Raw genomic sequence first — 15274 nt, 5'->3', positions numbered from 1 at the left:
GTCTGGTTGAGTTGTACATATCTACTTCAAGGAAGGACTCACGTGGCGGACGTACTCCGGGTCGGTGATCGCAGCCCGCGCGTCGCGGAGGCTCGCGTCACCCTCGCGCGCCTCGGCCTGCTTCAGAGCTACGCGGGAGACGTTCGCCCCACCACGGGCGATTCCCAGCAATTCAGCGACGCCGACACCTATTTCGACGCCCCCTTGGCCGAGGTCATCAAGGCCTTTCAACAGTCCAGGGGCATCGTACCCACCGGAGCGATCGACGAGACCACCCTGCGCGAGATGCGCGGAGCCACCTACACTCTCGGCGCCCGGCCCCTGGCCTACCAGGAGGACAATCCCCTGGTGGGCGACGACGTGGTGCAGCTCCAGGAGCACCTTCAGGAGCTGGGCTTTTATTCCAGCCGCCTGGACGGGCACTTTGGCACGGACACTCATCACGCCCTACTGAGCTACCAGATCAACGGCGGACTCGACCCGGACGGTACGTGCGGCCCGGACACCATCCGCTCCCTCAACCTGCTCGGGCGGCGCATTCGCGGCGGCTCGGCCCAGGCGATCCGCGAGCGCGAGGACATGCGCCAGGCCGGCCCGCATCTCGCGGGCAAGCGCGTGGTGATCGACCCGGCCCTGGGCGGCAAGAGCACCGGACAGGTGGTGCAGGGGCGCTACGGGCAGATCACCGAGGAGGAGATCCTCTGGGATCTATCCACCCGCATCCAGGATCGGATGCACGCCATCGGCATGGAGACCATCCTCTCTCGGCCCCGCATGGATAATCCCTCCACCAAGGATCGCGCGGATATGGCCAACGCCTTCGGCGCGGACATCGTGATTTCCCTGCAATGCGATAGCTACCCCAACGAGAAGGCCTCCGGGGTGGCCACCTTCTACTTCGGTTCCGAGGTGGGTTCCAGCTCGCTGACGGGGGAGACCCTCTCCGGGTTTATCCAGCGCGAGATCGTGGCCCGCACGGCGCTGCAAAACTGCGGGAACCACGGCCGCACCTGGGAGATCCTGCGCTTCACCAAGGCCCCCACCGTGGAGGTCGTGGCGGGATACCTCAGTAACCCCGACGATATAGCCGTGATGACCAATCCCAGCAACCGGGACGCCATCGCGGAGGCCATCGTGGTGGCCGTCAAGCGCCTTTATCTGCTGGAGGACGATAACCAGCCCACCGGCACGTACCGCTTTGCCGAGCTACTGGAGGCGGAGCAGGGCGCCTTCTAGGCACACAAAAAAGGGGTGTGTTCGGCCGAACACACCCCTTTTTTTGGGCTCGATCCCTAGGGGTTAACCGCGCCCCTCGATGAGGGCCAGAATCCGATCAAAATCCTCCTGATCGCCGAATTCCACCACCATCTTTCCCTTGCGTTTACCCATGGTGACCGTCACCTTGGTGTCCCAACGATCGCCCAGGCGCTCCGCGGTGCGGGCGAAGTGCTCCGGCTGGGGGAGGGGAGTGCGTTTGGGCTTAGGGGCCGGTGCGTGCCCGTTGTTGAGCAGGGTCACCGCCTCCTCCGTGGCGCGCACGGAAAGCCCCTCGGTCACGATCCTCTCGGCCATACGAGCCTGATCCTCCTCACCCGTCTTCAACCCCATGAGAGCACGCGCGTGGCCCGCCGAGAGTACCCCGGCGGCCACCTTCGACTGCACGCTCAGCGGCAGGGAGAGCAGGCGGATGGTGTTGGTGATCGTGGGGCGGCTGCGTCCGAGGCGTTGGGCCAGCTGTTCCTGGGTGACCCCGAATTCCTCCAAGAGCTGCTTGTAGGCGGCCCCTTCCTCTAGGGGATTGAGCTGTACCCGGTGAATGTTTTCCAGCAGGGCGTCGCGCAGCATGTCGCCGTCATCGGTCTCGCGCACAATGGCCGGGATGACCCCCAGGCCCGCCTTGCTCGCGGCGCGCCAGCGGCGCTCGCCCATGATGATCTCGTAGCCGCTGTCATCGGCAGCGCGGCGCACCACGATGGGCTGAAGAAGCCCAAACTCCTTAATGGAGTGCACGAGTTCCTCCAGGGCCTCCTCCTCAAAGACCTGCCGGGGCTGCCTCTCGTTTGGCATGATTTCCCCGATGGGAATCTCCCGGTACGAGGCACCGAATCCGGTGCTTGACGCGACGGCGGTGGACTCCCGCCGTCCCGCCTGCGCGATCAGGGGGGGAATCCCCGGACGCGTCGATGTTTCACGTGAAACATCCGCGCCTTCGCCTCCCGTCGTCCCCGGGGCGGTGCGCCCGGAGCGGCGGGTCGACCCGGTTCCGATGATGGCGTCCGCGGCGGAATCGGAGAGCCGGGGCTTGGACGGTCCCTGGGGGATCAGGGCGCCGAGGCCGCGGCCCAGACCACCCTTGCGGGTTTCCTGCGAAGACACTGTTTACTCCCTTTCTTCCTGGGCGGCCCGCGCCGCCTCGGCTCCGTCCGCAAGCCCGGATAGACGCTCGGCGGTCTGGGGACTCACCCCGATCGGGCCCGTCCCCTCCGCGGGCTGGTAATCACCCCGGGTAGCAAACTCCTCCGAGGCCGCCACGTAGGCCATCGCCCCGCGCGAGGAGGGATCGTAGGCCAGCACCGGCATGCCGTAGCCGGGGGCCTCCGATACCTTCACGGAGCGCGGAATCACGGTGCGCAGGGTGACGTCGCCGAAGTGCTCCTTGACCTCGCCCACCACCTGTTCGGAGAGCTTGGTGCGGGCATCGTACATGGTGAGCAGGATAGCGGAGATATGCAGCTGGGGGTTGAGGTGCTGTCGGATCATGGAGATGTTGTTGAGCAGCTGACCCACGCCCTCCAGGGCGTAGTATTCGCACTGAATCGGGATCAGGACCTCCTCCACGAAGGTCATCGCGTTGATGGTCAGCAGGCCGAGGGAGGGCGGGCAGTCGATGAATACGAAGTCGAAGCCCCACCGATCCAGGAACTCGCCCTTGAGGGCGTCGTAGAGTCGATACTCGCGGCGCACCATGGACACCAGCTCGATCTCCGCCCCGGCCAGGTCGATGGTGGCCGGAATGCACAGGAGATTGTGGCTGTGCGGCGAGGCCTGCATGGCTTCCTCCGGGGTGGCCTCGCCGATGAGCACCTCGTAGCTCGACACGGTGCCCGCGCGGTGTTCCACCCCCATCGCCGTGGACGCGTTGCCCTGGGGGTCGAGGTCGATCACCAGAACCTTCATCCCGCAGGCGGCGAGCCCGGCGGCGAGGTTCACCGAGGAGGTGGTCTTACCCACCCCTCCCTTTTGATTCGCAATGGTGATCAGCCTCGGCCTCTCCAGCCGCGGCAGCGGGGACCTCGGCGGTATCGCCGAACCCCCGCCGGGACCACGCTGTTCACTATCGACCATCGCGCACACACGCCCCTTTACCTTGTTGATGCTGCATCGTTGTCCTGGCTCCCTTGGTTCTGAGCTCTAACGTACCTTGGGTATCCGCACCACGGTGGAGGGTTCCGGCAGCAGCTGTTCGCCCACCCGGATCACCTGGGCGCGGCCCCCGCCGGCCGCGCGAATCTGGCGTTCGTCCCTCTCCAATTCCTCGCGCACCGAGGCCCCCTTCATCGCTATCATCGCCCCCGCCTTAGCCACCAGGGGCATCGACCACTGACACAGTCTACCCAACGGTGCCACAGCGCGGGAGGTGACCACCTCGGCCTTACCCACCTCGGCGCGCAGTGCCTTCTCCTCGGCCCGCCCGCGCACCACCCGCACGTTGCCCAGTCCCAGCTGCTCGACGACCTCCCCCAGGTACACCGAGCGCTTGAGCAGCGGTTCCACCAGCGTGATGCTCAGGTCCGGGCGCGCCAAGGCCAGCGGAATACCCGGCAGGCCCGCCCCCGAGCCCACATCCACCACGGAGACCCCCTCCGGCATGACCTCACCGATCACCGCGCAGTTAAGCACGTGGCGATCCCATAGCCTTGGCACCTCGCGCGGGCCGATAAAACCCCGCTGCGAACCCACCGTGGCAAGGGAGAGGTGGTAGGCCACCGCCTTTTCTACGTTCCGACCGAAGACTCGTTCCGCGGCGGGCGGAGGTGCGGGAAGATCGCTTGGTTTCACGTGAAACATCCTTGCTCTCGTGCGGGTTCTTACGCGGCTCACCAGGCCCACAACCCGGCGGGATCAGCCGCATGGCAATCAAGGAAAGAGTAGCAGCCGCATACGACAGCGCCCGCCACCTCCGCGAGGTAACGGGCGCTGAGCCGGTCGTGCCGGGGTTATCCGCGCTTGCCGCGCTTCTTAGGGTTATGCGGCTTGACGCCGGGCTTGGGCGCCGTGGCGCGCTTAGCCTCCTTGACGGCGGCCTCCTCGGCCGCCTCCTCCTGATCCAGCTTGCGGAAGATGTATCGGTTCTGGAAGAAGGTCCACAGGTTGTTGGCCACCATGTAGAAGAGCAAACCGATATGCCAGATGAAGCCGGTAAACAGGATGGTGGCGGGCATGACCCACAGCATCATGCGGTTCATCATGTTCATCTGCATGGCCGCCTGCTCGGAGGCCGGGGCCTGCTGCTTGCCGGAGGCGCGGCGCGCCTCCTGCCGCTCCACGGAAAGGCGCGCGTTAAAGTGCGTAAACAGCACGATCATGATGATGAGCGGGGCCGCCACGGCAATGATGGTGCCGCGACTGAGACCCTCCGCGTGAGGGAAAGCCGCGAACATCTCGGTAGGCATGCTGATGTACGCGGACAGCGGCACGCCGAAGAGGTTGGAGTCGAGGAAAGACTGCACGTCGGCGGCGCTGAAGATGTAATTGGGTGTCAGGCGGTTTTGCTCCACCGTGAGTCCCACGTCGCCGCCAGTGCGGTTGAAGGATCGCAGCACGTGGAACAAGCCAATGAACACCGGGAACTGCGCCAGCACCGGCAGGCAGCCGGCCAAAGGATTAACCCCCATCTCCTTCTGGAGCCGGCGGGTCTCCTCCATCATCTTCTGCTGGTCGTTCTTGTATTTTTCTCGAATAGCCTGCATCTGCGGGGCGAACTTCTGCATTTTCACCGTGGAACGCATTTGGTTCACCATCGGCTTAAACAGCAGAAGACGCAGCGTAAAGGTCAGGAACATGATCGCCAGGATCCACGCCACCGCGGAATCCGCCCCGAAGGGGTAGGCGAAAATCTTGTGCCAAAACCACAGGACCGCAGAAATCGGCCAGTAAATGAAGTCGAGCACTGTACGTCCAAACTCCTGGTGTGGTTGGTGATTATAGGAAAACAGGCGCTCCGTGCCCGATCATCCGCGCGTGACGTGCCCCCAGGCACGGGAAGGCACGGGATCATACCCACCGGGGTGCCAGGGGCCACACTTGGACAACCGCGCGCAACTGAGAAGAACGCCGCGCCATGCCCCGTGGCTCCTGCAAGCCTCCAGGGCATAGGCGCTGCAGCTCGGTTCGAAGCGGCAGGTGGAACTCATTTTAAGGGGTGAAAGATAGATTTGGTAAAAACGTACCCCTCTTATCAGGCCGCGCGCGGCTAAAGAGGATCGCTTATCGGCGTCCCCGTGCCCTCCTGACCGCCTATACACGGGTTTTCCGCGCTATTTTCCCCCACGCTTTCATAATGTCCCGCTCCAAGACGGAGGAACTGGCCTCGGCGGCGGCGGGCAAGGCGCGCACCACCACCTGCGTCTGCGGGGCCAGCCGAGGCGCCATTCGGAGGCAGAGATGACGAAGCCGCCGGGAGACGCGGTGCCGAACCACGGCGTTCCCGACGGACTTCGATACGACCAAACCGAATCGGGGGCCTCCCACCACCACGGGCTCCGCCGCGGGATCTCCCTCCCACACGTGAAGCACCACGGTGCGGGATCCTGCGCGCCGACCCCGGCTCATGACCCTCCGAAAGTGCGCGGACGAGGTCAGCTTGTGCTGGGCGGGAAGCACCCTATCGAGCCTTAAGCGGTGAGCTTGGCGCGACCCTTGCGGCGACGGGCCGCCACGATGGCGCGACCGGCACGGGTGCGCATGCGGGTGCGGAAACCGTGCTTGCGGGCGCGACGCCGGTTATTGGGCTGGAAAGTGCGCTTACCTTTTGCCACTCTTCATTCTCCTCAAGTATTCGCAGTTGGTCGATGGCTTCGCACACCCATCGACCAACTTGTGGTTGGTTACCGAGAGACAGTGACCGGAGGCGTGTCACCGGGGAGGTTCCGCTCCGGCCGCTCTGCGCAGGGCGACGTCATTACTCACAGCGCGCAGCCGGTGCTGGCCACGGGCGCAAACGTCAATCCGCGCGAACTGCTCTCATTCAAGTACACGCGCAAGGCCGGGTTGTGCCGTTGCGGATGTAACAGACGAATAAAGGATACGCGAGCGTTCGACGGCGGAACAAATCGCCCCGCCCCTCCATCCCCACGCCCGCCGGGTCGCGCCCGACGCCCCTCCCGCGCGAGAACGGGTGCCCCCGAAATAACATTTCTCGTATTTTCTTCCTTCCCCCGAAAAGACCCGGACTCACCAGCGCGGAATCATGTCATGCCCCGCCCGCGCCCGACTCCCGGGAAGTCCAAGAACGCACACTTCGACAATCCACCCGCGGCCGAGTAGAAGTGGATCGGCAATCACAATTTTCACACCCGCCAGGATCATCCACCTGTGGATAACCTTCAACCTCACCTTGAGGAAAACCGTATCGTGTACCGAAAGAGCTGCTCAGGAAGCCTTTCTCCCGGAGTGTCAGTATTCACAGGCCTGGGGATGGGATGTGGATAACCTCGTGACGTAGAGTTATCCACAGGTGTGAGTAACTTTGTGGAAGACCAGGGCACTGCCCCAAAAAGCCTGTGGAGGGATCGGTGAATGACATGTTCCGCGATCAACAGCCACGCCCCGCTTAAGACCTGAATTAAAAGCATAAGCGGGCGCTTCCGCCCACCTACTCACAAGAATTTCTCCGCATCGAACACCATCGAAGGACAAGAACACCAGTGACAGACGACGCCGCGGCGCTACACCACACATGGCACGAGGTGATGGCAGATCTGCTCCACCAAGCCGAGCGACCCGACTCCGCCATCCCCACCCTCACCGCCCGCCAACAGGCATTCTTGAATCTGGCCAAGCCCATCACCATCGTGCAGGGCTACGTGCTGCTGGCGGTTCCCCACAAAATGGCCAAGGACGTGGTGGAAAACGAGCTAGGGCAGTACATCACGCAGGTATTTTCGGAGCGGATGCACCAGCCGTGCGGCCTGGCGGTCAGCATCGACCCGCAACGGGCCGGGGAATCGGCACCGCCCGCACAACCGACGGGCGTAAGCCCGGAGGCTCCCGCCCCCCGAGAGAATCCGGCGTCACCCGCCACGGGCACCTTCGAACCCTATTACCGCACTAACCAGGAGTGGCAGGTCAGTCACGCCCCGGCGCAGCCCCCGCAGACGGCCCCGCATCAGACCCTCGTGACCCCCGCGCAGCCCCCGGAGACCCCCCACCCCGCACCCCCGGTCACCGGCCAGCGCATCCCCCGGGAAGCCCCAGCGCATAATCCCAACAGGGAACACTCACTCAACCCCAAGTACACGTTCGAGTCCTTCGTGATCGGCTCCTCCAACCGCTTCGCCAACGGCGCGGCGGTGGCCGTCGCGGAGAACCCCGCCCGCGCGTATAACCCCCTCTTTATCTCCGGGGGCTCGGGGCTGGGAAAGACGCACCTCCTACACGCGGCCGGAAACTACGCCAAGGTGCTTCAGCCCACCCTGCGCATCAAGTACGTTTCCAGCGAGGAATTCACCAACGACTACATTAATTCCGTCCGAGACGACCGCCAGGAATCCTTCAAGCGCCGCTACCGCAACCTGGACATCCTCATGGTGGACGATATTCAGTTCCTCCAGGGTAAGGAGGGCACCCAGGAAGAGTTCTTCCACACCTTCAACGCATTGCACCAGGCAGAAAAGCAGATCATCCTGTCCTCGGATCGCCCGCCCAAGGAGCTGACCACCCTGGAGGATCGCCTGCGCACCCGGTTCCAAGCCGGCCTCATCGCCGATATTCAGCCGCCGGATTTGGAAACTCGGATCGCTATTCTCATGAAAAAGGCGGAGGCCGACGGCACCCGCGTGGACCGTTCCGTCCTGGAGCTTATCGCCTCTCGCTTTGAATCCTCAATCCGAGAATTAGAGGGGGCGCTTATTCGCGTTTCCGCGTATTCCTCCCTCACCAACGAACCCATCGACATGCGGATGGCGGAGATAGCCCTGCGCGATATCCTCCCCGAGGCCGCGGACATCGAGATCACCCCCACCACCATTATCGAGGTAACAGCGGAGTACTTCGGCATCACCTCCGAGGCTCTCTGCGGAGTGGGCAAGACGCGCGCGGTGGCGCATGCCCGCCAGCTCGCCATGTATCTGTGCCGCGAACTCACCGATCTCTCCCTGCCGCGCATCGGCGCGCAGTTCGGCGGCAAGGACCACACCACCGTCATGTACGCAGACCGCAAGATCCGCAAGGAGATGAAGGAAAAGCGCGATACGTACGACGAGATCCAGCAGCTCACGCAGACCATCAAGTCTCGGGGGCGCGGTATCTAGGAACCACACCCGCCACAAAGGCGCCCCTGCGGCCACGGATTCCATTCCGGGTTGCGGGGGCGCCCTTGGCGCGTTATCGACCACGCGTTGTCGGCTGTCCACAGTCTCCACAGGCTTATCCACATCTGTGTAATTACAAGGATGTAATTCCATGACCTTCCTCACCTTGACACCCGGACCACTCCATCGTCGAGCATGTGGATAACACCCCTGAGCACTGTGGATGTCCTGTGGAGAAGAAAACCCCTCGTGGGGACAAAACCCGCTGCCGCGAAGTTATCCACACCCGCTCCTTGTTATCCACAGGCACTCCACACGGGGCTTCACAGCCGAGAATCGGTGCGCTACCTTGTCATTTATGACCTCGTCCACAGAGTGCACAGGACTTACTGCTGTTGCTCTTTCATTTCTTGTACTTACCTAGAGGAAAGAGGGGGTGTGGGGAAATGCCAAGAATCCTTGCCGCGGTGCCCGCGCCTCGGGCGCGGCAGCGCCGCATCGGGAATAACAAGACTTGCTCCGCCGGGGGAGTCTCCCGGTACCTTGAAAGTGTTGTTATTCGCTGCGCGGCGCCCGCCGCCAGTGCTGCGCGAGATCGTGTGATTCACCCACGCGCCCATCGAAATCACACGTTGTGGTCAAGGAGCTGAGAAAACATGGAATCAGAGCAGGTTTCCTTCCGAGTAGCCAAGGATGACCTCGGAGATGCCGTGGCATGGGTGGCCCGTAACCTCCCCACAAAGCCGACCCAGCCCGTGCTGCGCTCGTTGGTCATCCACGCGCACGAGGATGGCCTGGAGCTGGCGGGCTTCGATTACGAGATCTCCACGCGCGTTCGGCTCTCGGCGGAGGTGACTACCCCGGGCAGGATCGCCGTGGCCGGTAAGCTCATCGCGGAGATCGTCGGCAGCCTGCCGAATAAGCAGGTGGAGGTGACGGTGGAGGGTTCCAAGGTGCTGATGACCTGCGGTCAGGCCCGCTTCGAGCTGCCCCTCATCCCCCTGGACGATTATCCCCAGCTACCCGCGCTGCCGGAGGTCACCGGTACGATCGACCCGCGCTTGTTCACCGAGGCGGTTACCCAGGTAGCCGCCGCCGCGGGCAAGGATGACACGGTTCCCATGCTCACCGGAGTGAACATGAAGGCCACGGGCAAAAACATGACTCTCACGGCCACGGATCGTTTCCGGTTGGCCCTGCGCAACCTGGAATGGAACCCCACCTCGGAGGACGTCGAGGTCAATCTGCTGATCCCGGCAAAGACCCTGCTCGATAATGCGCGCACCCTCGATCCGCAGCGGGTCGATCCCATCGACTTCGCCGTGGGCACGGGTGATCAGGTGGGTCGCGAGGGGCTTTTTGGCATCCACACCGATAATCGGGAGACCACCACCCGCCTGCTCGACGCCGAGTTTCCCAACGTGCAGCCCCTGCTGCCCAAAAGCCATGCCTTCCTCGCCCTTGTCGAGATTGCCCCGCTTCAGGAGGCGATCCGCCGTGTCTCCCTGGTCACGGACCGCAATGCGCAGATTCGCATGCAATTTTCCCAGGGCCAGGTGATTCTCTCCGCCGGAGGCAACGACTCCGGTCACGCAGAGGAGGCGGTGTCCTGCGATTTCCAGGGCGGCGAGGAGCTGCTCATCGCCTTCAACCCCGGCTACCTCAAGGACGGCCTCGCGGTGGTGAACACGCAGCGGGTGCTCTTCGGCTTCACCGATCCCTCCCGCCCTGCGATCATGATTCCGGAGCCGGAGGAGATGCCGCAGCGCAACGAGGAGGGAGTCTTTCCCACCCCGGAAACGCATTTCACGTATCTCCTCATGCCGGTGCGCCTGCCGCAGTAGGCTTCGCGGGCGCGGCGGCCTAAGAAAACACCACGGCGATACGTAAAAGGGCGGGAGCGCAGTGTATTTATCTGAGCTGTCTCTGCGGGACTTTCGTTCCTGGCCGCAGCTCTCGCTGAGCCTGCAACCGGGCGTGACCGTCTTTGTGGGGCGCAACGGCTTTGGCAAGACCAACATCGTGGAGGCGGTGGGCTACCTGGCGCATTTGTCCTCCCACCGGGTCAGTCACGATGCCCCGCTGGTGCGGGTATCGGCCGAGAGCGCGCGGATCTCGGCCACGGCGATCCACCGGGGCCGGGAACTCACCGCCCACCTGTTGATCAAGCCTCACGCCGCCAACCAGGCGCAGATCAATCGGACCCGTCTCAAAAGCCCACGCGAGATCCTGGGCGTGGTGCGCACGGTTCTTTTCGCCCCGGAGGACCTGGTGCTCGTGCGCGGGGAGCCCGGGGAGCGGCGACGCTATCTCGACGCCATCATCGCCATGCGATTCCCGCGCCTGGCGGGCATTAAATCCGATTACGACAAGGTGGTGAAGCAGCGCAACGCCCTGCTGAAGTCCGCGCAGGGGGCGCTGCGCCGGGGGTATTCCTCGGCGGAGGGCGCGGCCGCCTTGAGCACCCTGGATGCCTGGGATGGCCAGCTGGCGCACCTGGGTTCGCACGTGATCGTGACACGCAGGCGCTTGGTGGGCGAGCTCGACGCCGAGGTTCGGGAGGCGTATGCCTCCCTGGCTCCGGAGTCGCGCCCGGCGGCCCTGCGGTATAAGAGCTCGGTGCCGCTGCCATCCGATCCGGGTGAGGACCCCGATCGTCAGCGCGAGGTGGTGGAGGCCGCCATGCTGACCGAGCTGGGGGCCGCGCGCCAGCGAGAGATCGAACGCGGCGTCTCCCTCGTCGGGCCGCACCGCGATGACCTGGAGTTATTGCTGGGTCGGCAGCCAGCCAAAGGCTTCGCCAGCCACGGGGAGACCTGGTCGTTGGCCATCGCTCTGCGGTTTGGGGAGTTTTCCCTGCTGCGCGTCGAGGGTTCTGATCCCATCCTCATTCTCGACGACGTGTTTGCCGAGCTCGATGCCAAGCGCCGGATCAAACTGGTCGATCTGGCGGCGCGGGTGGAGCAGGTTCTCATCACGGCCGCGGTGGCCGAGGATCTGCCGGACAACCTGGGGGGAAAGATCGTGGCGCGTCACCGCATCGAGGTGCGCACGGAGGAAACCGGGGAGGACCCGGGCGACGCGGCGGCGCAGCGATACTCGGTGTTGATCCCCGACGAGGAAGCTTCCGCCGGGAAACACACCGGCGGGAACCCAGACGACGCGGCGAAGGAGGATGCGGATGTCGAACGACGCCGATGATCCCATCGCGCAGGCCTTTGCCGCCATGCGCGCCACGGCGCTGAGGCGCAACGGTTCCGTGCCGGATCTATCCGGGCGAGCCCCCCGGCCCGGCAGACGGGGCGATATACACGGTGTGGCCGGGGACGAGGATGTGCGGGTGCCGGGGCTGGGGCCCGAGCGGGAGGAGCCGCGGGATCGCGAAGGTGCCCCGCGGCGTCGGAAGCGAGGGATTCCGACGGGCCCGGATGGGCGCAGGCTGCCGCGGCGTCGGGACGTCGATAGCCTGGGCAGCATCGTCAATCGGGAGATCCGCTACCGAGGGTGGACCCGGGAGATCGCCGGTGGCTGGGTCACCGGGAATTGGCCGGAGCTGGTGGGGGAGAAGATCGCCGAGCACACCAGGGTGGAGATGCTCAAGGGCAGCACCCTGTTTATTTCGTGCGATTCCACGGCCTGGGCCACCAACCTGCGGATGATGCAGCGGGAGATCCTGCGCGCCATCGCCGCCAAGGTGGGGCCCGACGGGATCACGGAGCTGAAGATTTTTGGCCCCAAGGCTCCGTCGTGGCGCCACGGTGCGCTGCACGTGGCGGGGCGCGGGCCGCGCGATACCTATGGCTGAGCGAAGAGGAATCGCGGCGGGTCGCGCGCAGGCGAACGAGAAGGGTGCTGCCACGCACCTCCGGGATGGTTCCGGGGCGGGGTACGCGCGTGTAGAATGAAACGGTCTAGAACCCTTATAACGCGAGGAGTGCACGTTTCACGTGGCTACCACCGAACACGAATATGGCGCCTCATCCATCACCATTCTTGAGGGGCTCGAAGCCGTCCGTAAGCGTCCCGGCATGTACATTGGCTCCACGGGCACCCGCGGCCTGCACCACCTGGTGTGGGAGGTCGTGGATAACTCCGTGGACGAGGCGATGGCGGGTTACGCCACCAAGGTGGACGTCACCCTGCTTGCCGACGGCGGCGTGCAGGTCGTCGATGATGGTCGTGGTATCCCCGTCGAGATGCACGCCTCCGGCGTCCCCACCGTCCAGGTGGTGATGACGCAGCTGCATGCCGGCGGCAAGTTCGACTCCGATTCCTATGCCGTTTCCGGTGGTCTGCACGGCGTGGGCATCTCCGTGGTGAATGCGCTTTCCACTCGCGTCGAGGCCAATATCAAGCGCGACGGCAAGCATTGGGAGCAGAACTTCACCAACGCCGTCCCGGAGGATCTCATCGAGGGCGGCAATGCCCGTGGTACGGGTACCTCCATCCGGTTCTGGCCGGATGCGGAGATCTTTGAGACCACCACCTTCGACTACGAGACGATCTCGCGTCGCCTCCAGGAGATGGCCTTCCTCAACAAGGGCCTGACCATCACGCTGACCGACGAGCGCGCCACCGCTGAGGAGGTGGAGCTTGAGGCGCTCGTGGAGGCCGGGGAGAACGCCACCTCCCTGGACGACATCGATTCCGCGGTGGACGCCGCCGATGCCCCTGAGGGAGATTCCTCCGCCAAGAAGCGGGAGAAAAAGCGCGTATTCCATTACCCCAACGGGCTCGAGGATTACGTCAATTACCTCAACAAGTCCAAGAACCCCATCCACCCCTCCATCATCTCCTTTGACGCTAAGGCCGAGGATCACGAGGTGGAGCTGGCGATGCAGTGGTCCTCCGGCTATAACCAGTCGGTGCACACCTTCGCCAACACCATCAACACCGTGGAGGGGGGCACGCACGAGGAGGGTTTCCGCTCCGCGCTGACCTCCCTGATGAACAAGTACGCCCGCGAGCACAACATGCTTAAGGCCAAGGACAACAACCTCACCGGCGAGGACTGCCGCGAGGGCCTGGCGGCCGTGATCTCCGTGCGCGTGGGCGATCCCCAGTTCGAGGGCCAGACCAAGACCAAGCTGGGCAACACCGAGGTGCGCTCCTTCGTGCAGCGCATGACCAACGAGCACGTGGGACACTGGCTGGAGGCCAACCCCGCGGAGGCCAAGGTCATCGTGAACAAGGCGATTTCCTCCTCCCAGGCGCGGCAGGCGGCGCGCAAGGCGAGGGAGATGGTGCGCCGCAAGTCGGCGGGCGATATGGGCGGCCTGCCCGGAAAGCTCGCGGACTGTCGATCGAAGGACCCGGTGAAGTCCGAGCTCTACATCGTGGAGGGCGATTCCGCCGGCGGTTCCGCCAAGGGCGGACGCGATTCCATGTACCAGGCGATTCTGCCGCTGCGCGGCAAGATCCTCAACGTGGAGAAGGCCCGCCTGGATAAGGTGCTCAAGAACGCCGAGGTGCAGGCCATCATCACCGCCCTGGGCACGGGCGTGCACGACGAGTTCGATATTTCCAAGTTGCGTTATCATAAGATCGTGCTGATGGCGGACGCGGATGTGGACGGCCAGCACATCGCCACCCTGCTGCTCACGCTGTTGTTCCGTTTCATGCCCCAGCTGGTGGAGGACGGCCATGTGTACCTGGCTAATCCCCCGCTGTACAAGCTCAAGTGGCAAAAGGGGGAGCCGGGATACGCCTTTTCCGACGCCGAGCGCGATGAGCAGCTGGCCGCCGGCCTGGACAAGGGGCGCAAGATCAACAAGGACGATGGCATCCAGCGCTACAAGGGTCTGGGCGAGATGAACGCCAGCGAGCTGTGGGAGACCACCTTGGACCCCACCACCCGCATCCTGCGGCGCGTGGATCTCCACGACGCCCAGCGCGCCGACGAGATCTTCTCCGTGCTCATGGGCGATGACGTGGTGGCGCGCCGCTCCTTTATCACCCGCAATGCCAAGGACGTGCGGTTCCTCGACGTTTAGTCTGCCGCGAGGGACGGTCTCGCGTTCCACCACGGCACGCATCCGCGTCATCGACGTGGATGCGTGTCCCGGTCGCCGGGTCGTCGTGGGCGCGCGGCGACGATGGCCTCGCGGGGGATAGCGAGGCGAAAGCGCGGTGCCCCGGGCACAGGATCAGCCCGCCTCATCGAGGCCGTGCGGCTGGCGGCGCGGGGTAAGGAGCAGGCCGCCGCTATTTTCACGAGCACCAGCGTGCTGATCGCCCAGACGGTGGTGCCCGTGGGCCGACCGCGCAGTACGCCACCGATCATGAACGGTTTCCGTCATCCAGTAGGCGATGCCGTGTGCGGGTATCCGAAGCGCGCGGCGGTGGTGTCGATGGTGGGCAACCAAATCGTGTTTCTGCCTCGCGGTAGGGGCCAGGCAGCACCGGGGGAGACCGAGCGCGCCGATTCCGGGGTGGATCTATATATTTCTTTCGACGAGGAAGAAGTTTTGTTATAATGAAGGAAAATCTGGATTTCCTCCAGGATAGCGCTTGGTGTGTTATGGCACTTTCTTGTCCTGGAAGAAGATAAAAAAGGGATTCCCATGCTTGGTGAACTCCATTGTAGGAGGTTCAAGCATGGGAATCTCTTGGTGTTGCGGCCCTTCCGCCACAGCAAACGTCACAAGAACTAACTGCAACCACAACCACCTCAATTCTACCCAATCGAAACATTCGGAACAAGTGAGGGCATGAAAAAACCGCCGCGCTGAGCGCGGCGGTCG

At 64.1% G+C, this 15274-nt stretch carries 14 protein-coding genes; 7 read left to right on the top strand and 7 right to left on the bottom strand.

The genetic code is table 11. The features are described from left to right. Nucleotides 1-42: 42 nt before the first annotated feature. Nucleotides 43-1236 (top strand): N-acetylmuramoyl-L-alanine amidase, encoded by a 1194-nt coding sequence (locus tag H7347_RS07890; protein WP_186337388.1) that lies wholly within the window; start codon nt 43-45, stop codon nt 1234-1236. Between the two features lie 63 nt (nt 1237-1299). On the opposite strand, the gene H7347_RS07885 is transcribed toward H7347_RS07890, so the two are convergent. From H7347_RS07885 to rpmH, 7 genes are all read right to left on the bottom strand, one after another. Further along, entirely contained in the window at nt 1300-2376 is a 1077-nt protein-coding gene (locus tag H7347_RS07885; RefSeq protein WP_186337387.1) for a ParB/RepB/Spo0J family partition protein, read from the bottom strand. Nucleotides 2377-2379: 3 nt separating this feature from the next. Further along, the gene (locus H7347_RS07880) at nt 2380-3345 is read right to left on the bottom strand and encodes a ParA family protein (protein ID WP_152822975.1); all 966 of its coding nucleotides are present in this window, start codon (nt 3343-3345) and stop codon (nt 2380-2382) included. Nucleotides 3346-3411: 66 nt separating this feature from the next. Next, nucleotides 3412-4068 carry a 16S rRNA (guanine(527)-N(7))-methyltransferase RsmG gene (rsmG, locus tag H7347_RS07875; RefSeq protein WP_152822974.1) on the bottom strand — a complete coding sequence of 219 codons (657 nt, stop codon included), beginning with the start codon at nt 4066-4068 and terminating at the stop codon, nt 3412-3414. Between the two features lie 149 nt (nt 4069-4217). After that, nucleotides 4218-5171: a membrane protein insertase YidC gene (yidC, locus tag H7347_RS07870; protein ID WP_186337386.1), complete on the bottom strand. Its 954-nt coding sequence runs from the start codon at nt 5169-5171 to the stop codon at nt 4218-4220. Between the two features lie 60 nt (nt 5172-5231). Beyond that, a complete protein-coding gene (gene yidD / locus H7347_RS07865) occupies nt 5232-5462 on the bottom strand; it encodes a membrane protein insertion efficiency factor YidD (protein ID WP_152823033.1) in 231 nt (76 codons plus the stop codon). A 55-nt stretch (nt 5463-5517) separates the two neighbouring features. Then, nucleotides 5518-5883: a ribonuclease P protein component gene (rnpA, locus tag H7347_RS07860; RefSeq protein ID WP_186337384.1), complete on the bottom strand. Its 366-nt coding sequence runs from the start codon at nt 5881-5883 to the stop codon at nt 5518-5520. A gap of 11 nt (nt 5884-5894) precedes the next feature. Beyond that, nucleotides 5895-6038, bottom strand: a complete 144-nt coding sequence (gene rpmH / locus H7347_RS07855; protein ID WP_186337383.1) for a 50S ribosomal protein L34 — start codon at nt 6036-6038, stop codon at nt 5895-5897. A 933-nt stretch (nt 6039-6971) separates the two neighbouring features. On the opposite strand from rpmH, the gene dnaA reads away from it, so the two are divergent. From dnaA to H7347_RS07825, 6 genes are all read left to right on the top strand, one after another. After that, the gene (gene dnaA / locus H7347_RS07850) at nt 6972-8531 is read left to right on the top strand and encodes a chromosomal replication initiator protein DnaA (protein ID WP_152822972.1); all 1560 of its coding nucleotides are present in this window, start codon (nt 6972-6974) and stop codon (nt 8529-8531) included. Nucleotides 8532-9187: 656 nt separating this feature from the next. Beyond that, nucleotides 9188-10375: a DNA polymerase III subunit beta gene (gene dnaN / locus H7347_RS07845; protein WP_152822971.1), complete on the top strand. Its 1188-nt coding sequence runs from the start codon at nt 9188-9190 to the stop codon at nt 10373-10375. A 61-nt stretch (nt 10376-10436) separates the two neighbouring features. Next, nucleotides 10437-11732, top strand: a complete 1296-nt coding sequence (recF, locus tag H7347_RS07840) for a DNA replication/repair protein RecF (protein WP_186337381.1) — start codon at nt 10437-10439, stop codon at nt 11730-11732. After that, a complete protein-coding gene (locus H7347_RS07835) occupies nt 11713-12336 on the top strand; it encodes a DciA family protein (RefSeq protein WP_152822970.1) in 624 nt (207 codons plus the stop codon). Before recF ends, H7347_RS07835 begins: the two co-directional genes overlap by 20 nt. A gap of 142 nt (nt 12337-12478) precedes the next feature. Next, a complete protein-coding gene (gyrB, locus tag H7347_RS07830) occupies nt 12479-14524 on the top strand; it encodes a DNA topoisomerase (ATP-hydrolyzing) subunit B (protein ID WP_186337380.1) in 2046 nt (681 codons plus the stop codon). Between the two features lie 63 nt (nt 14525-14587). Beyond that, nucleotides 14588-15007: a hypothetical protein gene (locus tag H7347_RS07825; RefSeq protein WP_152822969.1), complete on the top strand. Its 420-nt coding sequence runs from the start codon at nt 14588-14590 to the stop codon at nt 15005-15007. Nucleotides 15008-15274 lie beyond the last annotated feature (267 nt).

This window comes from Corynebacterium sp. zg-331, assembly GCF_014267345.1.
In the GTDB taxonomy this organism is placed as follows: Bacteria; Actinomycetota; Actinomycetes; order Mycobacteriales; family Mycobacteriaceae; genus Corynebacterium.
Note: the sequence above shows the minus strand (reverse complement) of the source record. Positions and strands in the feature narration are given on the sequence as shown.